The organism is Saltatorellus ferox, assembly GCA_007751475.1.
Classification (GTDB): Bacteria; Planctomycetota; UBA1135; order UBA1135.
On the sequence record CP036434.1, the window covers coordinates 4,023,154 to 4,049,967 of the forward strand.

The following is a 26,814-nucleotide window of genomic DNA, read 5'->3' on the forward strand; positions in this document are numbered from 1 at the left end:
GAGAGCCTGACCCACACTCTCCGATGACCGACACCCCCAACGAGCCCGCGAGCTCCCCCGAGCCCCAGGCAGCCGCCTCCAGTACCCCCTCCAAACCGAAGAAGGACCCGAGGAAGGAGTCCATCTGGGAGGTGTACTACCCGTTCAACGCGAACGAGGACAAGGACGCCGTCCCGGTCGCCTCGTTCCCGATGATCATCTACTTCTGGCCGTCGCTCGTCGCGTTCCTGACGTGCGGGCTGATCCAGATGTTCGGCGAGGCCGGCGTCCAATCGGTCACCCTCGGGTGGTGGGCCACGGCCGCGCTCGCGTTCAACCTGATGATCATCGTCACGGACCTCGATCAGAAGAAGTTCATCATCGTGGCGCTCCTGCTGGTGATGGGTGGCCTCGGCCTCTACATCGGACGGCTCAAGGGCTGGGCCGTGATCGGCGACGTCGGTCACTGGATCGCGGGGCTACAGATCTCGTACAGCACCCACGCCTACCTGGCGATCGGGCTCGTGCTGCTGTTCTTCTTCTGCATCGGCATCACGCAGCCGCGCCTCAACTACTGGCGCCTCGAGCCGAACGAGTTCGTGCACTACATCCAGCCGTGGGGCCGCGACCAGAGCGTTCCGCGTCTCGGCAGCACGGTGAGCCGCGAGGTCCCTGACGTCCTGGAGCTGATCCTCACCTTCGGCGGCGGCACGCTCGTGATCAAGCGCGAGGGCCAGGTCGTCGCGCGGATCGAGCACGTGCCGTTCCTCGGCAAGCGGATGAAGTCCATCGAGCGACTGCTCGGCGTGACGCGCGTCCGGAACACCTAGTCCCTGACAGGTCCCGTTCGACCCCCAGAGCCCCATGCCCAGCCCCGACCGCGCCGCTCCAGAGAAAGCCGCTCACCACGCGACGGCCCTCGACCTCGCTCGCTTCATCGACGCCAGCCCGTCGCCGTACCACGCGTGCGCCGAGGGCGCGCGGCGGCTGGAGGCGGCGGGCTTCCAGCGGGTACTGGAGCGCGACGCCTGGGGACAGGACGTGCCGCGGCGCGGCTACGTCCTCCGGGGCGGCGCGCTCGTGGCCTGGAGTCTCCGGGACGGCGACGCCCTCCCGGCCGAAACCGGCTTCCGGCTCGTCGGCGCTCACACGGACAGCCCGAACCTGCGCGTGAAGCCGCGTCCCGACGCGGGCACCGCAGGCTTCCGCCAGGTGGCGGTCGAGGTCTACGGCGGCGTGCTCCTGAACTCCTGGCTCGACCGCGACCTCGGGCTCTCCGGCCGCGCGTACGTGGAAGAGGACGGGAAGCTCGTCGAGAAGCTCTTCCTCGTCGACCGGCCGATCCTGCGGGTGCCACAGCTCGCGATCCACCTCGACCGCGACGTCACCGAGTCAGGCCTCAAGCTCGATAAGCAGCAGCACATGGCCCCCGTCATGGCAGTCGGTGACCGCTCCGAGGGCGCGTTCAAGGAGTTCCTGGCCGCTGAGCTCGGCACCTCGGCCGACGCGATCAAGAGCTACGACGCGATGGTCCACGACCTCACGCCGTCGAGGCTCCTCGGGGCGGACGAGAGCATGCTCGCAGCGCCCCGCCTCGACAACCTCTGCAGCTCCTACTGCGGCATCGAAGCGATGCTCCGCGCGACGAAGGCCGGCTCGGACCGCCCGATGGTGGTGGCTCTCTTCGACCATGAAGAGGTGGGCAGTGGCAGCCGCGGCGGCGCCGACGGTCCGCTCATGGGCGACGTTCTGGAGCGCCTCGTCCTGGCCCGCGGCGGCGATCGCGAGACCTACCTGCGCTGCCTCAGCGACTCGCTCTGCATCTCGGCCGACATGGCCCACGCGGTGCACCCGAACTACGCCGACCGCCATGAGCCCGGCCACCACGTGCACCTGAACAAGGGCCCGGTGATCAAGATCAACGCGAACCAGCGCTACGCCACCGAGGCGGGCACCGAGGCCCAGTTTCAGATCTCGTGCGAACGCGCGGGCGTCCCTTTCCAGAAGTGGGTCATGAAGACGAACATGGCCTGCGGCTCGACGATCGGCCCGCTCACGGCGGCTCAGCACGGCATGCCGACGGTGGACGTCGGCTGCGCCCAGCTCTCGATGCACAGCGCCCGCGAGATGTGTGGGTCGATGGATCCGGAGTGGATGATCCTGGCGCTGACCGAAGCGCTGAAGGGCTGACCTCCGGGATGCGCCTGGGAGCCACTCTCCCACCTCCCCATCTGGAAGGGCCTGAACCTCTTCAGGGGGTCAGGGGAGAGTGAACAGGTAAGCGCTTCCCGACACGTTCCCCAGGACGTCCGATCCGCGTGCGCCGGCGACCACCCGTGACCCCTCCGTATGGAGGCTCTCGCCCAGTCCGTCCCCGTCCGCGCCATCGCTCGCTTCGAGGCGTCCGCAAAGTGCCAGGGTGCTACGGTCGTAGACATGGATCACGCCTGACTGGATGCCGGCAGAGTTCCTGCCGAGGGGTTCGCCGATCAGCAGGTAGTCCTGCGTGATCGCCAGCCCATCGCCGAACTGATGGTTCACGCCCGGATCAGGGGACGTCCATCGGGCGACCCGTGCGCCGGAGGCCACGTCGTAAACGTAAACGGCTCCGCTGTCCGCCATTCCGCCGACGGAATCGATGAACGGAGCCCCCACGAGTGCGACCCCCGCATCAATCTCGACCCGGGCGCCGAAGAGGTCGTTCGCCCCGGTGTCAACGGGGACCAGCTTCCGTAGCTGGAGTCCGGTCGAAGCGTCGAAGAGATAGGCGGACCCTGAGTCCGTGCCGTTGTCGTCGTCGAACGGACATCCGACGATGACGACGGAGCCGGAGATGGCGACGGCAAAGCCGAAGTTGTCGGCGAAGCCAGGATCGGACGGAAACAGCTTCCGCCGGAAGGCTCCGGTGTTGGCGTCGAACAGGTGCGCGGAACCTCCACCTAGCTGGAGCGCAGAGTCTCCCCGGCTGCCAGCGACCAGAAGTCCGCCGTCCACGTCCATGGTCTCCCCCAGTGCGTGGGCGATTGTTCCGCCGTTGCCGGTGGCGACCGGGTCGATGCTCGGCAGCGCCAGGCCGCTGACCGCCTCGAACCCATAGATCCTGCCGGAGAGGGGCTCCATCAGGAAGTCATGACGGGGCGCGCCCGCGTACAGCGCCCGGCCATGGAGCACGACGGTGCTGCCGAGACCGTCCCTGAAGAAGGAAGAGGAGATGGGCGCCTGGAGCTTCGCGAGCTCGAGGCCCGTGACCGCATCGAACACGTAGGCGGCGCCGACGTCCGGCGTGACGATGTCGGCGAAAGGAGCTCCAACGGCGATCAGATCACCGGAGATCCAGACATCGAATCCGAAGTTGTCGCCCGCCGCGGTGTCGGCCCCCACGAAACGCAGCCGTTCCTGAATCACCGGGGTGGACAAGAGGACTGGCCCGCGACTCGCCGTGGCGCCAGCGGCGCGTTCGATCGTGACGGACTGGGCCAGTGCATGGGGAACCGCCGCGACGACCGCGACCGCGAGTGGAAGGGCTTTCATGGACAGTGCTCCAGGATCCAGATGGGTTGGGCTCAGATCTACGGTCCCCGCCGGTCCCTGTGACGGGTTTTTGTGGAAAGCCTGCGCGGCACTCCGTCGCTCCGGGGGGGAAGCGCTACTGGAAAGTCACCGCAAGTGCCGGCGTGAAGTTAGACGTGGGCACGCCGGCCGCAGCTGTGTCGCTATGCCACGCCTGAAAGCTCCAGGTGTCTCCACTCTGCACCGGAACGGCACCCACCTGGGGATCCGGGAAGGCGGCGAGATCCAGCTCGAGGTAGAACGTACCTTCGAGGCCTGCGTTCTGTACCTGGCCAGGCCCGACGAAGCGGCCGATGGCTCCGCCGAGGCAGAACCTGCCCACCGAGCCGGGGACGCTGGACACGTCCGCCTGGGTCAGACTGGTGAGGAAGAAGCCGAAGCTAGAGGCAGGCAAGCCGGACGCCCGAAGCTCCAAGCGAACCAGGCCCACCGGCCGTTGGTGATTGTCCCCGGGCCCCCCTTGACCAAGAGGTCGAGGTCGCCGTCGGCGTCCATGTCGATGAGCTCCACCAGCGTGGACCAGATCGCGCTGCCCTGCACGGGAACGAGCGCCGCCAGAGTGCCGCCACCGAGGCCGCGGAAGAAGCTCCGACCTGGAACCAGGAGATCGACGATTCCGTCGCCATCCAGGTCCCCGGTGAGCACCTGCTCCAGGGAGTTCGGTACCTGGGGCAGGCTGGCGAGGAGCGCCCAGCCCTGGAAAGAGCCGCAGAGCGTCGTTCTGGGCGCTCGATACGACCACGTCGTTGATCCCATCCCCGGTGAAGTCACCTGCGTGGGGAATGCTGTTCCACAGAGACGGCCCGCCCACGGGCAGAGGCGCACCGAACCGCCCTTGGCCTTCGCCGAGTTTTACCGCGATCGTGCCAGTCTCCAGCGCACCCGCCCCCTGGGCGACCACCAGAAGATCGAGGTCGCTGTCACCGTTCGCATCGAAGATCGCAAGTCCGTGGCCGCCGAGGCTTCTACCCAGTCCGAAGACCTCGGTGTAGGGAGCCGAGCTGGCTGGAAAGCCCGCCGGTAGATACGTGAGCCTCGGCGCGACCGAGGGCCCGGTGTCTTTCACGATGTCTGCCCTTCCGTCGCCGTTCAGATCCTCGACGTCGAGCCCCGTTTTCGAGAACGCGCCGGTGGCACCCTCATTGTGCCAGGCTCCAGGAGCCGCCCATCTGATCGTAGAGATCGAGTCGCGCTGCACTTCCGGCCGGCTGGAGCGCCGCGTAAAGGTCGAGGTCGCCATCGCCGTCGAGGTCGACCGCTTGCAACTGAACCGGCGAAAGCGGCCCGCCCACGAGATCGGCAGCGAAGAGGGTCTCCAGCCGCGACGTTGCCTGGCCAGTCCCGCTACCCGTCCCGCTACCGGGCCCCATGCCTGGCTGGCTGCGCGCGTAGAGCAAACGCCTGAGCCGATAGTCGTAGGTCAGCGTGTCACGAAGACCGTCCCCATCCCAGTCGACCGCCAACGTGGTGGAAGGGCCAGAGACGGCGCTCTCCAGAATTCGCGGGGCCGAGAAATCCTGAGTAGGTGCGATGACGAGCAGTGCAGCGAGAAGCATGACGTCCGAATCGCTTGCAAGAGTGGGAGAACGAGCGTGGGACTCCGATTGGCCGCGAGCAGAGGGGATCTCTGTGACGCGCGACTTCGAGGGTGTCCCTCGCCCAACAGTACACCGGCTCGGTCCTCTTCGACACCCCTCAAGCGCAGCCACCTCCGCCTCCGCCGGCTCGCCCAGATCGAGACCCTCAGCTGACGCCATCGCGCTTGCGTGTGATGGCTCAAGCCCGAGCATCGCGGGAGGACGGACCGTCAAGCCTTTGTCAGGCCGGCTCACTCCGCGAAATCCGGGGATTTGGGGGCTGCAAGTTCCACCGTCGCTCGCGAACATGAGGGCGCGCGGGGCGGCCAGAGCCGGTCGCTCCGATCTACCGCTTCTCGCTCACCACTCCAATCGCCATGAAAATCGCTCCCTGTTCCCTCGCCCTCGCTGGCCTCATGGCCGCCGCCTCCGCGCAGTCGGAGATCGTCGGGGTAGACGTCCGAAACAACGAGTCCTTCACCAGCTCGACCGTCAACTTCGTCAACAACTACACGGTGCTCGCACCTGAGAGCCGCAACATCTACGGTCTCGACTTCGACGCAGCTGGCAACACTCTGTACGGCGTCGACGACGCGACGCTGGAAGTCCTGACCATCGACCCCGTTACCGGGATCTCGACGGCCCTCGGGCCGTTCATCACCGGCCCAGGCCTGACGGGCCTGACGGGCCTCACCGCTGCGGCGGATGGAGTCACCTGGTACCTCAGTGACTACGATGGCGTGGACAGCAACCTGTTCCGTGGCGACATCACGACGGGAGTCTTCTCCTTCGTGGGTGTGATCGCCCCCGGCGGGATCATGATCGACATCGCCATCGATGCCAACGACAACCTCTACGGTCTGCGACTCAGCGATGACACGCTCTATTCGCTGGATACGGCGACCGGCGCGCCGACCGCCATCGGACCGATCGGCCTGAATGCCAACTTTGCCCAGGGAATGGACTTCGATCCAGCGACCGGCGAGCTGTACGCCGCCATCTATACGGGCACGGGCACGGGCAAGTTCTGCACGCTCGATCTGACGACGGGTCTTGCCAATCAGCTCGAGGACACCTTCGTCCTCAATGCGGAGATGGAGATGGCGATCCGCGCGGTCCCGGATACGGGGATCGGGACGCCCTACTGCACGGCCAACCCGAACAGCACCGGCGTCGCGGGCTCGATCTCCGCAGCGGGCTCCGATGCTGTCATCGACAACGACCTCACCCTGACCGCCGAGCAGCTTCCGAACAACTCCTTCGGCTTCTTCATCGTCAGCCCCCTCCAGGGCTTCGCTGCGAACCCCGGCGGTAGCTCGGGCAACCTTTGCCTCGCCGGTAGCATCGGTCGGTACGTCGGGCCGGGACAGATCAAGAACTCGGGCGCAGCTGGCGCGTTCTCGCTGATGATCAACCTGACGGCCATTCCGACGCCGACGGGCCCGGTGGCCGCCACGGCGGGCAGCGTGTTCAACTTCCAGTCGTGGTACCGCGACAGCAGCGGCGGCGTGCCGACCTCGAACTTTACGAACGGCCTCGAAGTCACGTTCCAATAGAGTCGAGGCCCGGATCGATGCATGAGAGGGCTCTCTCTGCCGCGTGCTCCCCACCGGAGGGTCACGGCAGAGGGAGCCCTCTCTCGAATTTCACACGGCTTCCGTTCTGACTTCGCGACGAAGCGTGACTAGCCCGAGGCGCCTGTCCTGACCGGTACCGGTGTCCTGACCGATACCGCTGTCCTGACCGATACCGCTGTCCTGACCGATACCGCTGTCCTGACCGATACCGGGCGCGCCTTTCTTCAGCGTGGTCTTGCTGGGGTGAGCTGGTCTTCGCGTTCGAACGAGGTTGCGGTGCCAAAGCGCCGTTTGGGCGCACTGGCGATTCTCTCTCGCGAATCATGCAGGCTAGAAAAAAGCGACGGTTACGGCATCCGTAAAATTCGAGGTGAGCCCAGGGTTCGCATCCCGATACCATCCCTGGAAGCTCCACGTTTCCCCCACCATGACGGGCACGAACCCGGTTGGCGTGGGGAAGCTCTGCAGTTCGAGCTGAACGGACGCGTGCCCCATCGCATTCGCGCTTCGGATCTCGCCGGGCTCGTCGAAGCGGCCGATGCTCCCGCCGAGGCAGAGCGTTCCTTGGCCCCCTCCGGCCTGCGCCGTGAGCCCCGTCGTCCTCGAAGCGAGTGGCAGAACGAACGAGCCCGGCGGCAGTTCCTCGAACACCAGGGATAGGTTGTTCACGCCCGTTCTGCTGGACCCAACCGCCGCCGTGGTCGCGGGCCTCCCGGTCGAGTTGGGAACGGCGGAACCACAGTACGCCACGCCCTGCGAGCTGGCGAAGAGCACCTTCTCCGCCGTGCTGATCCCGATCTGGGTAGCAGTCCGAGCGTCGTAGACCAGCACCACGTTTTCCCGTGAATCGAGCGCCATCGCGTGGGCGTAGAAATATGGTTCGTCCGGCATGGAGCGCTCGAAAGACCGCACGAGCGTCCCCTGGGCATCGCGCTCCTCGACGTTCATCAGATAGGGCGTCATCGGTGCCGGATACTTCGCCGAAGCAGCGATGGAGTGGCCGTTCGCGCGGCCGATGACATGTCCATAGATGTGCCCGAAGCTGTTCGCCGGCACCACGCTGGTGCGCAGTCCTCCTTGGCGGTCATAGCGGCGCATCGGCCCTGAGAACGACTCGGGCAACAGGATCGAGTCTCCGTCTGACATCAAGGTCACTCCCTTCGGGGTCACCGGCAGAGGGACCGTCCACTCCAGGTTCAGGGCCGTGTCGATCGAAGAGAGAAAGGCGTTCGCGCTGGGATCGAACCAGGCGATGACGGACCGTCCTGAGCCATCCATCGCCATCTGTACCCGGTACGCGCTTCCCGGGAGCACGACAGAACCCGTCGCGAGGCCCGCTGGACTGTAGCGTTCGAGACCCCAGTCACCGGCCGGCCCGCGGTCGATCGCGAGGTAGACATTGCCAGCGTCATCCAGCTCCATGAACACGTACTCCTGGGTCGGACCGGTCTGGCTCCAGAGCAGTGTCCCCGTGGCTGCCTCCCATCGATAGAGTCCGAAGTAGCGCGGATCCCCGTTCGCGAAGAGCCCTTCGGAAACGGAGAGCAGCACGTCCCCGTCGGGTGCCACCTCGAGGTTGGCGCGCTCGAAATGTGGCCCCACCACCGTGTCGACCGAAGCTTCCCAGCGGAGCGATCCATCCGCCTCGTACAGATGAATCTTCATGGGCCCGCTGGACCCGATCGCGACGGCGACCTCGCCGCTCTTTCCCACGGCTGTGTCGGCCCGGTATTCGCGAAAGGGATAGAGGATGTAGTCGTCCGGAAGCAGCGGGAAGGAGATCTCCCACACCAGATCACCGTTCTCGGAAAGTCGACGGACGATCGACTCTCCCGTGGCTGTCCCAACCGAACTCGAGGCTCCCACCCAGCTCATGACAGCCCCGCCGCCGGCTAGCGGAAGAACATCCTCCGTGAAACGCGATGGCCACGTCGTGGTCGGGAAGGTGCTCACCCAGGCAGAGGTAGTCTGCGCCGTGACGGTGCTCGAAACGAGCCAGCCAAGGAGGAACCAGGAGAGTGCGGCGGAGTACGCGGTGGACGGGCGGGCAAGGTGCAAATTCATGGGCGAGAGAGGCACCTGCCGAAAACTGAACGGTGCACGCTGCCCTCGATCGTAGCATGGCCCGTGCGAGGCATCGGGCCAGAGCCCATCCTGGCCCTCGGGAGCCGTCCTTCCTCGGGTCCTCAGCTGCGGCGTAGGCCTCCAGATTTTCTGTGAGGACGCCGTCAGTCCAATGGAGGCAGGTTTTCCGCAGTTCCTTGGCGTCGACCGCGACCGCACTGGGACGAAGCGGTAGTCCATCTCTACCCAGCCTACCGATGACCTCGCTCGAAACCGAACTCGCCCAGCACGCCCGTTTTCTACGCGCCCTCGCACGTCGCCTCGTCGCAGAAGACGCCGACGCGGACGATCGGGTTCAAGAGACGTATCTCGCGGCGCTCACCGCCCGGGGCGAAGCTCCCTGGCGACTTCGTGCTTGGCTCGCCTCCGTCCTGAAGCACAACGCGTCCAAAGCCCAACGCTCGGATCGGCACCGAAGCGATCGAGAGCTGATGAAGGCGCTGCCCGAGACGGCCCCGGCGACCTCCGATCCCGCTCGAGCCGCGGAGGAGATCGAACTCGCGCGGCGACTGCTCGGTCACGTCGAGGCCTTGGATGAGCCGTATCGGTCCGTCGTGTTCTTGCGCTTCTACGAAGGACTCGACCCACGCGAGATCGCGGAGCATACCGGCGTGGGCGCGGCGACCGTGAAGACCAGGCTGGGCCGAGCCCTGGCGCTGCTGCGTGGGCGGCTGGACGTGGAGGGTCCCCGGGGGCGGGAGAGCTGGCTCTCCTCCATGGTGGCCCTGGGCGGGCTCTCCGCGATCCAGGCGGCGGAGCGAGCACGTGGCGCGGTTAGCGGCCTGACGAAGGCAGCGGCATGGCTGCTGGCGGCCGTGGTGACGGCCGTGTTCGTCATTCCTGCTCTGAACCCCGGCGGAGCCGAGGGGCCTTCCGCGATCGGCGCCCTCGGTTCAGCAGCGCCGACGCCATCGAGCGATGCAGAAGCCGGGCTCGCCCTCGCCTCTCGGAAGCCCGGCAGGAGTCCTGTACGCGATGACGAGCAGCCGCCGAGTCAGCCTGCCAACCGGGTCGACCTTCGCGTACTGGACGCCCCCTTCGGAGCCCTCCCGGGGCAGGGTCTTCCCGCTGCGCAGGTCAAGGTCGAGGTGACGGTGCTGGGTCCGCGCGAAATCATCCTGGCGCTGACGGAACCCGTGGCGAGCGTGAGCCCGGCCCATGTGCATGAAGCGGCATCCGACCACGTTCATTCGTCGAGACCCTGGAGGCGCACGCTCAAGCGAGTCACCGACGCGGAAGGGCGCCTCTCGCTGTCGCTGCCGGACGGCGTGACGGTCTCCTCGTTGGTGGTCGAGGCCTCGGTCACGCACCGCAACGCTGCGTGGACTCGCGCGGCTTCGGCGCCGCCGGACCTGGCCCTCTGGCCCCGCGAGCTCGTTCGCTTCCCCAAGGGAGACCTCGTGGGAACGGTCGTGGACCTCGATGGACATCCGATAGAGGCTGCCACCGTTTCCGTCGGGTACTGGGACCGCGAGACCAAGCGCTCTTTGGAAGCGCCGTCCGACGCCGAAGGCCGCTTCCGGATCGCCCACGTACCGGACGATGGCTGGCTCCAGGCTTCACGGAACGGTTGGTTGCTGGTCGGTGCCACTCGACCGCGCCGCGATGCGACCGGCAAGTGGCAGCCCGCCGAGATCATCATGTCGCGCGAGGGTTTTCTCGACCTGGAGTTCACAGGACAGACAGAGCGTCCGCTTCCCGGTGACTTCGCGGAGGCCTCACTCCGTGAAGGCGAAAGGGCGACGACCTTCCTCCTCCATGAACTGAATCGCGGCTATCAGGCAGACGCCGCGAGTCCTGCTGGACACGCACTCTTTCGGGTTCCGTCGGGGATCCAGCTTCAGGTCGGCTACCCTCGTTTCCTGAGCGTCGCCCATCGCAGCGGCACGGTGATCCCCAGGAATGAAAAGTCGGACGCAGACTCCCCCATCGAGGTGGCCGCAGGAGAGACGCTGGCGCTCCGCGTTCCGATCGGTTTCCACCGCGTCGTCCGCGGGCGGGTCCTCGATTCAACGGGCGTGCCTGCACCGAATGCCCACGTCACCCTCGAGCCATGGGTGGAAAGTGAGATCACGTTCCTGTCGACGAAGCCCGTTGTCACCGATGAGCAGGGGGAGTTCGAATTCCCGTTCACCAGCTACGATAGCTCCGTCACGCTCTTGATCACCGCAGCCGTTGGTCGAGAGGGCGGTGAGGGTCCTTCGGCCGCCGGAGTCCATCGGCTCTCGGCGACCCACGATGGACCGCTCGAGATCCGGCTGAGCCCCGCCGCGGAACATGCCATCTCTGGAAGGGTCATGGATTCCGAGGGTCGACCGCTGAAGGCCGAGATTCACTGTGAAGGCCGGGGACCGGACGGAGAGGTACTCCGCAACTTCCGAAGAGCAGAGCCAGACGGTTCCTTCACCATCCCACGGCTACCTTCAGGCCTCTACCGGGTGACTGCCACCGCGCCCGAACTCGGCTCCGTCACTCTTGCCGATGTGCCCGCTGGAAATCCACCACTCGAACTCATCATCGAGCCCACACGAACGGCGCGCCTTCGCATCACCGCAGCCGATGGAGCCGCGCCGATCGGGAACATGAAGGTTTCCATCGGGCGACTTCCATCAGCAGCGGCGCAACCCCACGCCTACCCCGCGCTTCAGTCAGCGAGTTTTCTCCCCGCCCATGCACCGCGCCTTTGGCCCACCCCTGGAACACAGGAAGCTGCCGTCGAGTTCGACGAGGTGGGGATCCGACAGACCCTCAACGCCTCGGAGGGCGTGATCGAGTTCCACGTGGAGCCCGGAGTCCTCTGGCTGGGACTCCACCCGAGGGGGCCGGGCTACGCCCCGATGGAGCGGTTGAGCACGGACCTCGTCGAAGTGCGCGAAGGCACCCACGAGCTGAGGATTCCCATGCGTCCGACCGCCATGATCACCGGTCGAGTCCAGTTGAATCCGACGGTCAGCCCGGACGCTGGCCGCCTTTGCGCCATTCTGGAGAACACCGCGGGCCAGAGGTTCCGCGGAAGCCCCGCCTCTGCCTGGGTCCTCGAAGACCTGAGCGTCTTCCCCTGCGGTTCCCGCGGCGAATTCGGGATGCGCGACGTACCGATCGGCGACTGGAAGCTCTCCGTCGGATCCCGCGCAGAGCTCGAGTCAGGCACGCCGCGCTTCCAGGAGTGGATCGAGGTGCGTGAGGGAGAACCCAATCGGTTCGATCTGTAGGATCCTGCTTCCCTCCCTCCCAAGAATGCCCCGGTTAGCCATCATCAGGGAGGCACTTCCGACCCACGGATTCCGCTGAAGGGCCCAGATCATGGGCCGGGAGTCTGGCCCGATGCGCGAACGGGTGCCTCCGCAGCGCGTGCCTTGAAGCCCCGGCCAAGGGCGAGGGAAACGGCGACGCCCGCGCCCGCGAGGCCCACGAGGCCCCAGGCGATCGCGCTGGCGCTCACGCCCCCAGCGATGAGCGCGTACTTCAGCCACACCGAAGCCACGTCGCCGCCCCGATAGATCACCGTGTCGACCACGAGCTTCGCCTTGTACTTGTCCTCCTGCGGAACGACGGTGAACAGCGCGTCGCGGGCGGGCTTGGACACGCCGTACTCGGCGCCCCGGCGCCCCACGGCGAACACCGCGAGGACGGTGAGCGACGGATCGACCGCCAGCGCCGCAAATCCGGCCACGCCGACGAGCGGAACCGCCGCCAGTCCGATCCCGACGCCAAGCTTGCGCAGCACGTAGCCGCTCGCAAAGAGCTGGAGGAAGAGCGTCACCACGTTCGTCGCCAGATCGATCTTGCCGAAGAACGCGCGGCGCGCATCGTCGTCGGCTTCGAAGGCCGCCTTCGCGAGCCGCGCGCCCACGTCGTAGGCGAGGGTCGATCCCACCACGTAGATGGCCACGTAGACGCACGCGAGCATCAGGTAAGGAGACTGCGCCACGCGACGAAAGCCCGCCAGGACCGATCCTCCGATCGGAGCATCGCTCGACGCCGTTTCGACTCCCTCAGGTTTCGCAGGATCGAGTGGCTCCAGCGTCGCGCTCGCCCGCTGCAGCGAACGCTGGATCCAGACGCAGATCTCCAGGCAGGCCGCGCTCAAGAACGGTAGGTGCTCGGGGCCGAGGCCGACCTTCGGCAGAAGGCTGCTCGCGAAGCTCGCGATCGACGCGCCGGAGATCGCGCCGAGCGTGCCGCCGACGGCCACGAAGCCGAAGAGCCGCAGCGCGCGCTCGCGTCCGTAGAGATCGGCGAGAAGGCCCCAGAAGATCGACACGCCGACGATGCTGAACACCGAGAGCCAGCAGAAGAACACATCGCGAACGAACTGCTCGGTCGCCCCCTCGAAGCGGCCTAGCAAGAGTCCCAGCACGATCGTGATGAGGCTCAGCGCTCGATAGGAAACCGGCACGATCCGGAGCCTGCCGAACCGGGAGACGAGGGCGCCGAACGCGGGCTGAACGATCAGCGTCAGCGCAAACGTCCCCACGAACAACCAGCGAAGCCTGTCCGGATCGGACGATCCGTAGGCGTCGCGCACGGGCCGCAGCAGGTAGTACGAGCCCAGGAGCGCGAAGAAGAACGCCATCGCCAGAAGCAGCGGCTTGCCCTCGCCCCGCTGAATCAGCGAGAAGCTCAAGGGGTGGCGCTCTTTCGTTCGGGATGCGTCTGGGTTCGGCAAAGCGTCTGGCTGGGTGGGACTTCCGGCGGGCCCGGGGTCGGATAGGGCGGCTATAGTGCGATGCATGAGCCAGAACTTCACACGCCGCACGATTCTTTCCGCGGCCAGCAGCGCCGCCGCCGCCACGGCCTTCGCGCCACGGATTCTTGCCAGCAGCCACGGCCAGGGAGAGGAGCCCAAGAAGCGCCTGCTCATGCTGGGCGGAACCGCCTTCCTCGGGCCACAGATCGTCCAGGCCGCCCTCGATGCGGGCTGGGACGTCACGCTGTTCAACCGGGGCAAGACCGGCCCCGATCGATTCCCTGACCTCGACTCACGGACCGGAGATCGCAACACCGGCGACTACGCGTCCCTGGCGGAAGGGGAATGGGACCTTTGCGTCGACACCTCGTGCTACATCCCCGCCCACGTGACCGCAGCGATCGAAGCGGTGAAGGGCCGCGTGAAGCACTACGTCGTGGTCTCGACGATCTCGGTCTACGCCGACGATGCGGGCGAGAACGGCCCCGTCTCGGAAGACGGCAAGATCGGCACGATCCCCGAGGAGCTCATGGCGGACTTCCAGGAGATCCGCGATGTCAGCAAGCACGGCAGCCGCTACTACGGCGCGCTGAAGGCACTTTGCGAGAGCGCCGCGCGCGAGGCCATGACCGAGGGCGCGGTCACCGTCGTTCGCCCCGGCCTGATCGTCGGTCCCGACGATCGCTCGGACCGCTACACCTACTGGCCGGTTCGGGTCGCGAAGGGCGGCGAGGTGCTCGCGCCCGGCAACCCCGACAACAGCGTGCAGTACATCGACGTACGCGACCTCGGCCCCTTCACGTTCGACGTCGGCGCGCGCGGGACCGGCAAGACCTACAACGCCACCGGGTTCGATCGGAAGGTCACGTTCCAGGACATGATCGAGAGCTGCATCCCGCAGCACCACGGAAGCCCCGAGGACCTCACGATCACCTGGGTCGATGCTGACTTCCTGCAGGAGCAAGGCGTCGGGCAGTGGATGGAGATGCCGCTCTGGATTGCGGGCGGCGGGAACCATTACACCAACGACGCGGCCTGCCAGGATGGGCTGACCTTCCGCCCACTCACCGAGACCGCGGCGGCGACCGTGGCCTGGCACGTGGCCGAACGCGGGGAAGGTCACGCGTGGCGCGCTGTACTCGCCGCCGACAAGGAAGCGAACGTGCTAGCCGCCTGGCACGCACGACCGAAGAAGTAGCGCTCCGCTACCGGCCCTGGGTCGTGGCGGTGATGACCGCTGCCACGGCCAGGAGCAGCAGCACGAACAGCAGGATCTTGATCCACGAGTACGGCGCGCGCCCCACGATCCGGCCCGACTGTCCGTGCACCAGCACGGCGTAGGGCTTGCCGCGGAACTGGTACGTCACGCTCCACATGGGAAGCAACACGTGCTTCCAGCGGATGTCGGTGATCCGGTTCTGAACTTTAAGGGCGCGCTGGGTATCCCCGGGGACATCGCCCGCGCAGCGACTGCGCTGGGACGCCTCGATCCGGCCCTTGGCTTCCTGCCAGCCGGCTTCGAGGTCGGTTTGATACTCCTCCGCGTGCCAGCCCGCCAGGTACTCAGGTGAGTACGGCACGAGTCCCTCGGCCGCGAAGGGGCCGAGGCGCTGGCCGAGCTTGCCGTCGATGCCGCGTGACGCGATCACCAGCACGTCGTCGTAGCTGTCGTCGCGCTGGCCCCAGGCCGGACGCCAGCGCACTTTTTGGACCTGGCGCGTGCGGGTGACGCTGCGCCCGTTCTCCCTCGTGGTGTAGCGCTCCGTGACGTAGTAGTAGGTGCCCGACTGGGCCGACCAGTCCGAGTGCACCTCGGCATCGTAGGTCCAGGCGGGCACGTACACACCGATGGCATCGAAGCGCTTCGTCTCTTTCAGCGCGTTGGGCCGAAACCAGAGTCCGTGGATCCACCTGTGGAACTCGGCCTTCACCCGCTCCTGGCCCACCTCCAGCGGAATCAGGGACTCCGGCCGCAGCGCGTGCCGGTTCGCCTCCTGCGACAGCACGCCCGGCGAGCCGCAGAAGGGACAGGCCTCCGACACCGACGCGCCCTCGAAGGTCACCCGCGCATCGCAGGTCTCGCAGTTCAGCACGCGCACCTCGCGGCCCAGCCCGCGGGCCGCCGACGCGACGGCCTCCCGGGTGAGCGGCCGCTCGACGATCGTCCCCTGGGCCACGGCCACCGCCCGGTGAGCCCCGCAGTACTCGCAGGTGAGCGCCCCGACATCAGGGCTCCAGCGCAGCGGCGCCCCGCAGTCGTCGCAGGTCAGGTCCGCCTCCGCCCTCGGAGACTCCTTGCTCTGGTAGGCCACCTCCTCCAGGGTCCGCTCCGGCGGCGGCTGGACCGCCGGGCTCAGGCCGATACGCCCGCCGCCCCCGCCCTCTCCTGCGGGTCCTGTAACAGGACTGTGACTACCTGATGGACTCATGGTTTGAATAGAAAGCGCCGCGTCCCGTACATTGGCCCCAGGCTAGCCGATCCGGCAGCCACTTTTTGCCCCTCGAGATCTCAAGACTAAAGAAGAGTGTGTAACCCATGGCGGTGATGGACTGGTTCAAGCGCGGCGTCCAGGAGATGATGGTCGCTCGTCCCGATGGGACGAAATCCCAGATCGTCTGGAAGCACCCGGACAAGACGATCCCGATGAAGTCCCAGCTGACCGTCGAAGCCGACGAGAAGGCGGTCTTCTTCCGGGACGGCAAGGTCGTCGAGACCCTCGGTCCGGGCCGGCACACGCTCGACTCCTCGAACTTCCCGTTCCTCTCGAACCTGATCGACTCGGTCACGGGCGGCAACGTGTTCATCACCGAGGTGTTCTTCGTCAACACCCGTGAGCACGCCGGGATCAAGTTCGGCGGCCGGATCGGCCACGTCGAGGACCCGAAGTCCGGCATCCCCGTCGAGACCATGGTCCACGGCGAGTTCAGCTTCCGCGTCGTCGACCCCGAGAAGCTCATCGTCGGCCTCGTGGGCATGGGCCGCGCCGAGTCCTCCACCATCAACGCGTGGATGAAGGAGCAGGTGCTCAAAGTCCTGCGCGACAACATCGCCGAGCTGATCGTCAAACAATCCTGGCCGCTCCTCGACGTCACCTCCGGTGCCTACACCGAGGAGATCGAGGAGACCGTGATCGGACGCATGGACAAGCACGTCGAGGACTACGGCATCGACATCGTTCGCTTCGGCAACTTCGTCATCGGCATCGATGAAGAGGACGCCAGCAACCTCAAGGAGCTCTACCGCGACGCGGCGTACCTCCGCACGGTCGGCGGCGTCGACGGCTACCAGAAGTTCGCCGCGGGCAAGGCGATGATGGGCGCGGGTGAAGGCATGGCCAAAGGCGGCGGTGACGGCGGCGCGGGCGCGGGCGGGCTCCTTGGGGGCGCGGGCCTCGGCGTCGGCCTCGGCATGGCCCAGATGATGGTGCGCGACAACCGCGGCGGCGAGACGCTGGCCCCGGCGGCCGCGGGCGTCGTCTGCGGCGAGTGCAACAGCAACGTCGCCCCGGGCAAGTTCTGCAGCGCCTGTGGCAAGGAACTCAAGAAGGCCGTGGCCCAGGGCACGTTCTGCACCGGCTGCGGCGAGCCCGTCGCACCGGACGCCAAGTTCTGCGGATCCTGTGGGACGAAGCAGGGCGGCTGAACGGCTGGTCGATCAGTAACCGTAGGGGTCCGGTTCGCCCTTCGAAAGGTAGGCGGCGTACGCCACGACGCCCGCCACCAGGGTGAGCCGCACGACCGACGCCAGCCACGGACGGCCCGCCAGGGAACGTCCCGGCAGCAGCACGAGAAGAGGCGCCGCGAGCAGCAGGATCCCTGCGGTTCGCGGCGTCTCCGCGTAGAGAACGCCGTTGGCGACGAAGCCCGCGAAGAGCGCGGACTGCGTCGTCGCGGCCGCGCGGCCCACGGGCCGGAAGGAAACCTCCTCGGCCCGAAAGTGCAGGAGCGCGACGACCATCAGTCCGAAGAGACCGGCCGAGCTGCTCAAGGCCGCGGCGTTCATCGCGGAGAGCGCCGTTCCCGAGAGTCCCAGCGCAGGCGCCGCGGCCACGCTCGCGAGCGCCACGGCCAGCGCCGACTCCGCCGTGCGCCTCTGCGCCTCGGCGACGAGTCTACCGCCGAAGCCCACCACGGCGATGACGGAAAGACAGCCGACGTACAGCAGCACCTTGCCGTCCCAGTACCGCTCGTGGAGCGGTTCGGTGGGCAGATAGAAGAGCGCGGCTCCGCCGAGCCCGAAGAGCAAGAGCACGGCAGCGAGCGGCCAGGCGCCACGGCCGAGACCCGCGAGCACGCCCAGAAGGACCGCACCGGCCCCGGCGAGGAGCACCGCGTCCATGAACTCCCTCGGAGGGAACACGAAGCTCTGCCCCTGCAGATGATGGGTCGTCGCCACCGCCGCCGCAGGGACGAGCGCGGCCAGCACCACGGCCACCCCACGCCGACCCCGCTCTCCGCGGAGAGCGAGGACGACGAACCAGAGAACCAGCGAAACGCCAGCGCCCGCTACAGGTGGCAACAGGTCCATGGTGGCGGGCCGGGCCTACTTGGCTCCCTTGATGCCTTCGATGGAGAACATCATCTCGACGTCGTGCCCGAGCGTGTCCGGCGCGGACTCGATGCCGTAGTCCATGCGATCGATCGTGAACCCGCCGACGAAGCCAGCGCGCTGACCCATTCGCTCTCCGGCGTCCACTTCCCCCACCTTGGTGACGTCCATGGTGATCTCCTTGGTGACGCCGTGGAGCGTCAGGTCGCCGACGACGGTGTAGGCGTCGCCCTCGCCCTTCGTGATCTTGGTGGACTGGAACTTCATTTCGGGGAACTGCTTGACGTTGAAGTAGTCGGCCGAGCGAAGGTGCTTGTCACGGCCTTCGTGGTTCGTGTTCACGCTTTCGGGGTCGACCATGATCGACACGTTCGAGGACGCCGCGTCATCGCCGAGGGTGAAGGAGCCGCTGAACTTGTCGAAGCGGCCGTACTGGTACGACACACCGAGGTGCTTGCACTTGAACAGGATGTTGCTGTGGACGAGGTCGACGCCATAGGTCGTGGCCTCCAGCGACGAGATCGGGGTCACCACCGCCTCGGTAGCGGGGGTCGAGGGGCCAGCGGCGGTCAGGAAGAGGGCGCCGGCGAGGGCGACAGAGGAGAGAACGAGGAGCGTGCGCATGTTTGGAAGGGAGTGAGCGAAGAGAAAGAGGGAGAGCCGCCGCGGGGAGGCGACCCAGGACAGCCCAACCTTTCGCACAGCGATAAGGGTGGATGGTGATCTTTTGGGAAAATTGCCCTCGGTTCAGCCCGCGACTTACCCGAAACTTGTCGCCCGTTCCCCCAAGACACCATGCTCCTCGCCATCACCCAGCAAGCGATCGATGCCGGGGCAGCCGACGCAGCCCCCATCGCCTCCCGGGCCGCCTCGCCCCTCGTCGCACTCGCCCTCATCGGCGCGGCGGGCATCGGGGCCCAGTGGGCCGCCTGGAAGCTGAAGCTTCCGTCCATCCTCCTGCTTCTGCTGGCGGGCATTCTTGTCGGGCCGCTGCTCGGATGGCTCCAGCCCCACGATCTCTTCGGAGCGGTTCTCTACCCGCTGGTCTCTCTCGCCGTCGCGGTGATTCTCTACGAGGGTGGCCTCAGTCTTCATCTCCACGAGCTGGGCGCCCATGGCACGCCGATCCTGCGGCTGCTCACCGTCGGAGTCGTCACCACCTGGACGCTCGCGACGATCGCTGCGCTCACGATCGCCAAGCTTCCCTGGGAAACCGCCATGGTGCTGGGGGCGATCCTCACGGTGACCGGCCCGACCGTCATCGGGCCGCTCCTGCGCCAGATTCGCCCGCGCGGCCCTGCGGAGGCCATCGCCAAGTGGGAGGGCATCGTCGTCGATGTCGTGGGCGCGACGCTCGCCGTCCTCGTGCTGCACGTGGCCACCGAGGGGTTCGCCCAGGACGGCGCGATCCACTCCGCCACGGGCGCGCTCGTCGATCTCTTCAAGACCGCCATCGTGGGCACCGCCTTCGGCGTGCTGGGCACCTACGCGCTGGCGATCCCGCTCCGCAAGCATCTGATTCCGGACGAGCTCGAAAACGCCGTTTCCCTCGCCATCGTCCTGGGCATCTTCGTGGCCGCGGATTCTCTCGCCCATGAATCCGGCCTCCTGGCGGTCACCCTGATGGGTTTCCTCCTCGCGAACCGCAAGGACGTCTCGGTGCACCACATCATCGAGTTCAAGGAGAACCTGCGCGTCCTCTTGATCTCCACGCTCTTCATTGTCCTCGCCGCCACGATCGATCTCGGCGCGCTGCGCGCCACCGGCTGGAACGGACTCCTGTTCGTCGTGGCGCTCATCGTCGTGGTCCGGCCCGCCTCGGTGTTCCTGTCGACCCTCGGCACCACCCTGACGAGCGCCGACCGAACCTTCCTGGCTTTCCTCGCCCCCCGCGGCATCGTCGCGGCGGCCGTCTCGTCGCTCTTCGCCCTGCGAATGCAGGAGGCGAACGTCCCCGGCGCCGATCTGATGGCGCCGCTCGCCTTCCTCGTCATCGTCGTCACGGTCGCGGTCTACGGACTGGGCGCAGGACCGCTCGCCCGCAGGCTCAAGCTCTCCGATCCCGACGCCCAGGGCACCCTCATCGCCGGTGCCGGGCCGTTTGCCCTGGAGTTCGGGCGAGCGCTCAAGAAGCTGGGGATCGACGTCGTCCACGTGGACACGAACCGCGCCTCCATCGCCGAGGCGCGCCTCGGCGGACTCCCGGCGTACTACGGATCCATTCTCTCTTCGGAGGTGGTGGGTTCGCTGCCCCTCGGCGGCACCGGGCGCTTCGTGGGCCTGACTCCGAACGACGAGGTCAACGCCCTCGCGGCCGCCCACTTCTCGACTCTCTACGAGCGCGCCAACGTGTACCAGTCGGCCAGCGGCGCACGATCCGCCGACGACGCCCGCAAGGACCTGCGCGGACGCACGCTCTTCCATGGGGACTGGCCGCTCTCGCGGCTGGACGGAGCCATCCGCGCGGGCTCGGTCGTCAAGACGACCAACCTCACGGAGGAGTTCGGCTTCGCGAAGTTCCTGGAGAAGTACGGCGAAAACACCCTGCCCCTCGGGATCGTCCGTAACGGGCGCCTGGAGCTCTTCACCGCGGACAAGCCCCCTGCCCCCGAACCAGAGGCGGCTCTCCTCAGCCTGGTCCGGGAGAAAAAGGAGGAAGAGCAAGTCCAGATACGCCAGGCGGCCGCGACCAGCTCCGCCGCAGCGGTCCTACCCTGACCCCTCTCCCCCTCTTCGGGGGCATGCTAGGCTGAAAGCGTGGCCGTACGACGACCGGATGACGACCCCAGGGAGCTCCAGCTCTCTCGATCCCTGATACGGCGCGAGCCGGCCGGGATAGACGAGCTCATGGACGCGCACGCGGACGCCGTGTTCGAGTTCGTTCTTTACCGTGTCGGCAGGCGCCGCGATCTGGCCGAGGACATCGCCCAGGAGACGCTGCTGGCCGCCGTCCAGGGCCTCGAACGATTCGATGGCCGAGCGGCGCTCCGCACCTGGCTCTTCGGCATCGCCAAGAACAAGATCCGCGAGGCGCGGCGCAGCCAGGCGCGGACGCGGCCACTGGGCGACATCCTGCTGGACGCGGACGACGAGATCTTCGCGACGCTGGGCAGGATCGCCGAGGAGCCCATCCCCGACGAGATTCTCGAACGGAAAGAGACCCAGGCCATGGTCGGAGCCACTCTTTCGTCCCTGCCGGAGTCCTACCGCACGGCATTGACGGAGCGCTACGTCGAGGGACACTCGGTGCCCGAGACCGCGCGCTTGCAGGGCCGAGGCGTCAAGGCCGCCGAGTCGACGCTCCATCGCGCCAGGCGGGCCTTTGCCGAGGTCTTCACCCTTCTCAACGTGCGCGCGGCCGGCGAGGAGGAAGGAGTTTGACCCCGGACGTCCTCGACCGAAACCTCGAGAGGCTCATGGCCGTCGCGCCCCGGCGGGAGCGCCTCTCGGACGTGGCGCGCGCGCGCATTCGACGCGCCCTCCATGAGCAGGTCGCCGCTCCCCGGGCCGAACCGCCGCGGCACCGCCTTCGGCGACTGCCGCTCGTGGCAGCCGCCGCTGCGCTGCTGCTCGTGTCGCTCGGTGCCTGGCGCTGGCTTTCCCCATCGGGTGACGCGGAGAATACTGGCGCCCTCGACCCCCGCAGCGGGCTCGCGTCAGCCGGGCCGGAGGAGCCAGCGGAGCCAGGGGCAGGGACCTCCACGGCCTCGCCCGGGACGGAGCGGAGCCCTGACCCCGTGGGCCTCGACCGCACCGATCGAGTGCTCGAAGGCAGCGGCCGGGAACCGCTACTGGCTGCCGAAGATCCCGAAGAGCCGTCCCGGGAGCCGGAGCCAGCCAGAGGGGAGCCGGAGGCCGCGAACGCGCGGCCGGAGCCCGATGGAACGAGCGTCCTCGCGGCGGTGACGTTCGCAAGGGATTCTGCCGGGGCTCACTCGCCCGGTGGCATGGCAGGGCCGCTCACCGTGAAGGATCGGCTGATGGCCACTCTCTGGGTCAAGCCGATCGTCCAGCTCCCGCGCGTGGCCGGTCCCGTCGCGTTCGAGATTCGCCTCGTCTTCACCAGCAGCGAAGAAGACCCGGGGCCGGTTGCCTGGCTACGCGCCGAGGACGCCCTGGGAGTTGCCGAGCAGATGGGCGCGGAACAGGTCCTTCTCCAGCTGGAGGCCCCGGGGCTCGCGCCTGCTCGCGCTCGCGTGAGCAGGGCCGCTGCGGCCTCCGGGGACCTGAGGTTCGAACTCGAGACTGGAGTGAGCGTCTCGGGCGTGGTGATCGACGCCGTCGACCGGAACCCGGTGCCCGGCGCGCTCGTCGTGGCGCTCGACCAGCTTCCGCTCGACGCCCTCGACGTGGCGGTCGACCCCGGGGAGACGCGCCTTCCGCGCCCGCACACCGTTGCAGATTCCCTCGGCCGGTTCACGCTCGAGCACGTCGCGACCGGGAGCAGAGTCCGCATCCGCGCCTCCGCGCCGGGGCTCGCCCCCACCCTCGTCAGCACGAGCGCGAATGCCACGTCCCCAGGCCCGCTCCAGATCGAGCTCACCCAGGGCTCCACGGTGGTCGGACTCGTCGAGCGCCCCGACGGCTCGAGCTGGTCGGGGGCGTACGTCATCGTGTCGAAGCAAGAGGTCGACCCCGCCAGCATGGATCGGCCGGTGATGACCTTCGGCGCTGACACCTGCGATCGAGACGGCGAGTTCCGAATCGAGGGGCTTCCCGAGGGCCAGTACGTCGCTCTTCTGTTCGATCCGGCGCAGACGAGATCACCCCTGGAATTCCGCCAGCTACGCCTCGACGGCAAGAGCGAAACGCGGACCGATTTCCGAGCACCCGTCGCCGCCCTTGGGCTCACGCTGAAGGGAACGCTGACGGACGTTGCTGGCAAGGCCGTCGCGCGCGCGTCGCTCACCCTGGCGACGCTCGATGGCGGCCTGGAACAGGACGGCGACTGGCGGGTCACGGAGACCAGCCCGACCGGCGCGTTCCAGTTCGTGGGGATCAAGCCGTCGGACTACCTGATCTATCTCGCGAGCGATGGATTCGGACAGATGAACGTGATCTGGGAAGGTCGCATTTCGGACAGCCAGGACGTCTCCTTGGTGCTTCCAGCCACCGAGGTCATGATCGACGCACGGGGTGGAACCGGCGAGGGGCCCTCCTGGGTGGTTCTGGACCGGTGGCGTCCCGAGAGCTCCGAGTGGATCTACGGAGGGCGCTCCGCCACCGTGGACGAGGATGGGCACCGAATGGCGCGACTCGAGCACCTGCTGCCCGGCCGACACCGCGCGGTCGTCGTCGGCCCCGACCACGGAGCCACCTGGACGGAAGCCTTCGAGCTGGAGGTGGGGCGCCCGAAGAGCCTCCCTGTGGCCCTGCTCCCGGGCGGCCCGATCACCCTTCGCGCGGTGGATCAGGAAACGGGCGAGGCGCTCCCAGGGCTCGTCGTGGCGGCCCTGGACGCCGATGGAACGGCGGTTCCCCAGCAGGAGACGATCCTCACCGGGCCCGATGGCCGGGCCAGGATTCTCTCCGTCCCCCACGGGACCGTCACGCTTCGGCTTCGCGAGAAGGGCAGCGCGGAAGCGCCGCTCTGGGAAAAGGCTGTGGACTTCGACGAGTCTTCGGGCGAGTTCGAGTGCCGCGTTCCGTCGCGCTGAGCCTGGATCCGGCGAAGTTTTCTCGAACGAGGACGAAGGGAATTTCCGGTGGCGCGCACCAAGTCGCCATGAACACCACCACTGCCGCCGTCCTCTCCTGTTTCGCCCTCGGTCTCGGGGGCGTGAGCGCCTTCCTCGCCTTCGGCTCAAAAGGCGCCGTGGGAACCACCCAGGCAGCCTCCGCGATGAAGAGCGACTCAGGGGCTACGGCCGAACTCTCCCGTGCGGTCGACGATCTCCGCGCGGAGATCGCGGAGATGAAAGAACGCTCGGAACTCGCGCAGGTGACGCCCAGGGCACTGGCTCCGACCCTCGACGAGGATCAGATCGCCCGCGCCGTCGCCGCTTACTTCGAGTCCCATCCAGGCATTGAGGACGGCCCGATCGACCCCCTCGCCGTGAAAGAACTTGGCACGATGGAGGACATCGCTGCTCTCCTTGCGAGCTCCGACGAGATGATGATGGGCGGCCTCTGGAAGCGCATCGTCGAAGAGGGCCGAGACGAGGAAGTCCTCGCTTACTTCAAGGCCCTTGCCGACGCGAACCCCAACGATCCCGAGGCCCAGCTCGCCCTCGGCCAGGCCTACCTCGGACGTACCCAGGAAGCGGGCGCGAGCCCCCTCGCCGGCAAGTACGCAACCCTCGCCGACCAGGCGCTCGACGCGGCCCTCAAGGCCGACCCGCAGCACTGGGAAGCCCGCTTCACCAAGGCAACGGCGCTGAGCTTCTGGCCGCCCGTCTTCGGAAAGCAGGCGTCCGCAATCCACGAGTTCGAGACCCTGATCACGCAGCAGAGCGGTCAAACGCCGAACCCCCAGCACGCGTCCACGCACCTGCTGCTCGGCAACATGTACCACCAGACAGGTCAAGCCGAGAAGGCGCTCGCCGCATGGAAGTCTGGCCTTGAGCTGTACCCGGACAACGCCGATCTCGCTTCGCAGATCGCGCTTCTCTCGGGCCAGTGATCGGTCAGCGACCCGCAGGGACGCGAAGCTTTCGAAGCTGCTCCTCGGCCTCCCGAAGGATTTCCGGCGTGGCGAAGGGCGCCAGATCGAGCACCCGCTCGTACGCGCGGATCGCGTCCTCTCGCGGACCGATCTGCGCAAGGATCTGCCCGATCACACGCGCCACCGCGACGTTGGTGGGTTCGTCCGCGAGGAGCGCCTCGAAGCGATCGAGCGCGCCACGGGCGTTCCCTGACATCGCTTCCGCGCGAGCCACGACGAAGCGCAGAGCACCGTCCCTGGGATGCTTCGAAAGCGCCGCTCTCGCTGCGCGCAGAGCGCCCTCCGTGTCGCCGGCCGAGAGACGAGTGTCGAGGATCTGGACCTCCAGCTCGACGAGATCGGCGCCGCGCGGAAGGCTCCGAGCTTCCTCCAGGAGAAGCAGAGCACGCTCCGGGTTCTGGCCCGCTGCCACGATCGCCGACGCGAGGGCCATCCGTACCTGAACGCTGGCCGGATTGGCCCGAATGGCTTCTTCCAGGTACTCCAGTGCCTGTTCTGGCCGCCCCAGCGCCAGCTCGGCTCTCCCCAGCTCCGCGAGACCGTTCGCATCGGACTGGACGATGCCTTTTGGCATGATGAAGCTGAGCGTCAAGATCAGAAGAGCCGGGAGAGCGAGCGCACCTACCCTGACCCAGCGACCGCTGCGCAGCGCCCCCACGATCCCCGCGAGAGTCGCTCCTGTCCCGACGGACAGGATCGGAACCAGCGGTAGCCGGAAGCGCGCGTTGACGAAGAAGAGCACGATGCTGAACCCGTAGACGACCGCGAAGGACGCCAGGAGAGCCACGCCGGCGCGACGCTCCTTCGGACCGCGGAGCGCGAGCCAGACGAGTCCCACCGAGCCCAGGCCGAGCAGAATCCCCCAGCGCGCCGGCGAGTACCGCAGGGCCGGCAAGGTCCGGAACGCGACGAAGCGCATGTCCTGGTTGTTGGCGATCTCGACGTTGGCGAACAGAAGGCGGGCCTTCCACGCGAGGTGCCGGAAAGCATCGAGTGGATGGGCGCTCATCCAGTCGAAAGCGCGGCTTCGATAGTGCGCCGAGACTTCGGTCGGCCGAAGGTCTCGTCCCTCCGCCTCCTCGGCCATGGCGATCGAATCGAAGTAGCCTTCCCACCAGCCATCGCGGGTCCCCGGAACGATGGCCGCGGCGCCGTCGCTCGCCGGGTTGTTGCCGATCCAGAAGTTGACTCCACCCTGGGTGGCGATCAGCGATACATCGCCCTCGAGCGCGTTGTGCACCGTGACCGGGAGGATCGGAAGCAGCGTTCCGAGGGTGAGCCAGAGGGCCGGCATCACGCGGCGCGACTTCCAGATGGAGAAGCCGAAGAGCACCGGCATGAAAAGCAGCACGTTCGGTCGAGCGATCGCGGCGAGCCCGAACGCGGTCCCCACGATCAGACTCTGGGGGAAGCGACGACGGAACCCCGGCCCTAGATTCGGTGCTGGCGTCGCGTCACCCGTGGAATCGAACCAGACCACCGCGAGTTCCAGCGCCACCAGCAGAAGCGGCGCGAGGAGAACCGGAATCAGGAGTTCCGCGTCGAACGCGACCATCGTCCACGAGATCGCGACCATCACACCGGCGACCCTGCCAGCGGCCTCGCTCGCCACGCGGCGCCCGAGCCGATAGGTCAACGCGGCAGTCACGCCGCCCAGGAGGGCCTGAACTATCCGAACTCCGAGAAGACTCCCACCTGTGAGCTTCCAAAGGAGCGCGAGGAATCCGGGGTACAGCGGAGCCCGGAACAGCGGGCCGTCCCGGAACTCAGTGCCTGTCGCGAGCGCCTTGGCCCAGGCGAGGTGGTACCCGGCGTCCATGGCCGGAGCTTCGAACCGGGGATGATCCCTGAGCGCCAGCACATAGACCACACGAATCGCCGCGGCGAAGCCAAAGATCAGCGCCGCGACGATCCAGGTACGAGCTGGGCGCGGCTCAACCGCTCCTTTCGTGTCCTCCAATGCTGGTTCCAAGGTGTCAGAGAATAACCCGAGTCCAGGGCAACCACCGAACGCCGCGTACGAAAGCGGCCCGCCCCTCATCATCGAGGTGCAGGCCGCTGACTCCGCCCCCGTCGGGGCGCAC

At 67.3% G+C, this 26,814-nt stretch carries 20 protein-coding genes and 1 pseudogene; 10 read left to right on the forward strand and 11 right to left on the reverse strand.

Annotated features, from left to right (window positions below; all coding sequences use genetic code 11):
- Positions 1 to 23: 23 nt before the first annotated feature.
- Positions 24 to 809: a hypothetical protein gene (locus tag Poly30_RS14330; protein ID WP_145198414.1), complete on the forward strand. Its 786-nt coding sequence runs from the start codon at positions 24 to 26 to the stop codon at positions 807 to 809.
- 34 nt (positions 810 to 843) lie between these two features.
- Positions 844 to 2,169 carry a M18 family aminopeptidase gene (locus Poly30_RS14335; RefSeq protein ID WP_145198416.1) on the forward strand — a complete coding sequence of 442 codons (1,326 nt, stop codon included), beginning with the start codon at positions 844 to 846 and terminating at the stop codon, positions 2,167 to 2,169.
- 69 nt (positions 2,170 to 2,238) lie between these two features.
- On the opposite strand, the gene Poly30_RS14340 is transcribed toward Poly30_RS14335, so the two are convergent.
- The 5 genes and pseudogenes from Poly30_RS14340 to Poly30_RS14350 all read right to left on the reverse strand — a co-directional run bounded on the left by Poly30_RS14340 (position 2,239) and on the right by Poly30_RS14350 (position 5,105).
- Positions 2,239 to 3,510, reverse strand: a complete 1,272-nt coding sequence (locus Poly30_RS14340; RefSeq protein ID WP_145198418.1) for an FG-GAP repeat protein — start codon at positions 3,508 to 3,510, stop codon at positions 2,239 to 2,241.
- Positions 3,511 to 3,625: 115 nt separating this feature from the next.
- Positions 3,626 to 3,943 (reverse strand): hypothetical protein, encoded by a 318-nt coding sequence (locus Poly30_RS28470; RefSeq protein WP_419191408.1) that lies wholly within the window; start codon positions 3,941 to 3,943, stop codon positions 3,626 to 3,628.
- Positions 3,904 to 4,305: an FG-GAP repeat domain-containing protein gene (locus Poly30_RS28475; RefSeq protein WP_419191409.1), complete on the reverse strand. Its 402-nt coding sequence runs from the start codon at positions 4,303 to 4,305 to the stop codon at positions 3,904 to 3,906. Before Poly30_RS28475 ends, Poly30_RS28470 begins: the two co-directional genes overlap by 40 nt.
- Positions 4,306 to 4,342: 37 nt before the next feature.
- Positions 4,343 to 4,789, reverse strand: a pseudogene (locus tag Poly30_RS28480) (FG-GAP repeat domain-containing protein); the annotation flags it as partial.
- Positions 4,689 to 5,105: a hypothetical protein gene (locus tag Poly30_RS14350; RefSeq protein WP_145198423.1), complete on the reverse strand. Its 417-nt coding sequence runs from the start codon at positions 5,103 to 5,105 to the stop codon at positions 4,689 to 4,691. The pseudogene Poly30_RS28480 and the gene Poly30_RS14350, both read right to left, overlap by 101 nt.
- Positions 5,106 to 5,503: 398 nt before the next feature.
- On the opposite strand from Poly30_RS14350, the gene Poly30_RS14355 reads away from it, so the two are divergent.
- Positions 5,504 to 6,682 (forward strand): NHL repeat-containing protein, encoded by a 1,179-nt coding sequence (locus tag Poly30_RS14355; protein WP_145198425.1) that lies wholly within the window; start codon positions 5,504 to 5,506, stop codon positions 6,680 to 6,682.
- A gap of 351 nt (positions 6,683 to 7,033) precedes the next feature.
- On the opposite strand, the gene Poly30_RS14360 is transcribed toward Poly30_RS14355, so the two are convergent.
- Positions 7,034 to 8,767 carry a hypothetical protein gene (locus Poly30_RS14360; RefSeq protein WP_145198427.1) on the reverse strand — a complete coding sequence of 578 codons (1,734 nt, stop codon included), beginning with the start codon at positions 8,765 to 8,767 and terminating at the stop codon, positions 7,034 to 7,036.
- A gap of 257 nt (positions 8,768 to 9,024) precedes the next feature.
- Between Poly30_RS14360 and Poly30_RS14365 the strand changes: the two genes are divergently transcribed.
- Positions 9,025 to 12,039, forward strand: a complete 3,015-nt coding sequence (locus Poly30_RS14365) for a sigma-70 family RNA polymerase sigma factor (RefSeq protein WP_145198429.1) — start codon at positions 9,025 to 9,027, stop codon at positions 12,037 to 12,039.
- An 89-nt stretch (positions 12,040 to 12,128) separates the two neighbouring features.
- Here the strand turns inward: Poly30_RS14365 and Poly30_RS14370 are convergent, their stop codons facing one another.
- Positions 12,129 to 13,454, reverse strand: a complete 1,326-nt coding sequence (locus tag Poly30_RS14370; RefSeq protein ID WP_145198431.1) for an NTP/NDP exchange transporter — start codon at positions 13,452 to 13,454, stop codon at positions 12,129 to 12,131.
- Positions 13,455 to 13,560: 106 nt separating this feature from the next.
- On the opposite strand from Poly30_RS14370, the gene Poly30_RS14375 reads away from it, so the two are divergent.
- On the forward strand, positions 13,561 to 14,715 hold the full coding sequence (locus tag Poly30_RS14375) for an NAD-dependent epimerase/dehydratase family protein (RefSeq protein WP_145198433.1): 1,155 nt from the start codon (positions 13,561 to 13,563) through the stop codon (positions 14,713 to 14,715).
- A gap of 7 nt (positions 14,716 to 14,722) precedes the next feature.
- On the opposite strand, the gene Poly30_RS14380 is transcribed toward Poly30_RS14375, so the two are convergent.
- On the reverse strand, positions 14,723 to 15,946 hold the full coding sequence (locus Poly30_RS14380; RefSeq protein WP_145198435.1) for a TFIIB-type zinc ribbon-containing protein: 1,224 nt from the start codon (positions 15,944 to 15,946) through the stop codon (positions 14,723 to 14,725).
- 116 nt (positions 15,947 to 16,062) lie between these two features.
- Here Poly30_RS14380 and Poly30_RS14385 point away from each other — a divergent pair, with 116 nt between their 5' ends.
- Complete coding sequence (locus Poly30_RS14385; protein ID WP_419190184.1) at positions 16,063 to 17,160, forward strand: SPFH domain-containing protein; 1,098 nt, start codon at positions 16,063 to 16,065, stop codon at positions 17,158 to 17,160.
- Between the two features lie 12 nt (positions 17,161 to 17,172).
- Here Poly30_RS14385 and Poly30_RS14390 read toward each other — a convergent pair whose 3' ends face one another.
- Both Poly30_RS14390 and Poly30_RS14395 read right to left on the reverse strand, forming a co-directional pair.
- Entirely contained in the window at positions 17,173 to 18,036 is an 864-nt protein-coding gene (locus Poly30_RS14390; RefSeq protein WP_145198437.1) for a hypothetical protein, read from the reverse strand.
- 24 nt (positions 18,037 to 18,060) lie between these two features.
- Entirely contained in the window at positions 18,061 to 18,690 is a 630-nt protein-coding gene (locus Poly30_RS14395) for a YceI family protein (protein WP_145198438.1), read from the reverse strand.
- 171 nt (positions 18,691 to 18,861) lie between these two features.
- Here Poly30_RS14395 and Poly30_RS14400 point away from each other — a divergent pair, with 171 nt between their 5' ends.
- The 4 genes from Poly30_RS14400 to Poly30_RS14415 all read left to right on the forward strand — a co-directional run bounded on the left by Poly30_RS14400 (position 18,862) and on the right by Poly30_RS14415 (position 24,688).
- Entirely contained in the window at positions 18,862 to 20,784 is a 1,923-nt protein-coding gene (locus Poly30_RS14400; RefSeq protein WP_145198439.1) for a cation:proton antiporter, read from the forward strand.
- Between the two features lie 39 nt (positions 20,785 to 20,823).
- Complete coding sequence (locus Poly30_RS14405) at positions 20,824 to 21,447, forward strand: RNA polymerase sigma factor (protein WP_145198440.1); 624 nt, start codon at positions 20,824 to 20,826, stop codon at positions 21,445 to 21,447.
- The gene (locus tag Poly30_RS14410) at positions 21,444 to 23,723 is read left to right on the forward strand and encodes an MSCRAMM family protein (RefSeq protein ID WP_145198441.1); all 2,280 of its coding nucleotides are present in this window, start codon (positions 21,444 to 21,446) and stop codon (positions 23,721 to 23,723) included. Before Poly30_RS14405 ends, Poly30_RS14410 begins: the two co-directional genes overlap by 4 nt.
- Positions 23,724 to 23,791: 68 nt before the next feature.
- Positions 23,792 to 24,688 (forward strand): tetratricopeptide repeat protein, encoded by an 897-nt coding sequence (locus Poly30_RS14415; RefSeq protein WP_145198443.1) that lies wholly within the window; start codon positions 23,792 to 23,794, stop codon positions 24,686 to 24,688.
- Between the two features lie 4 nt (positions 24,689 to 24,692).
- On the opposite strand, the gene Poly30_RS14420 is transcribed toward Poly30_RS14415, so the two are convergent.
- On the reverse strand, positions 24,693 to 26,702 hold the full coding sequence (locus Poly30_RS14420) for a tetratricopeptide repeat protein (RefSeq protein ID WP_419190185.1): 2,010 nt from the start codon (positions 26,700 to 26,702) through the stop codon (positions 24,693 to 24,695).
- Positions 26,703 to 26,814: the final 112 nt, after the last annotated feature.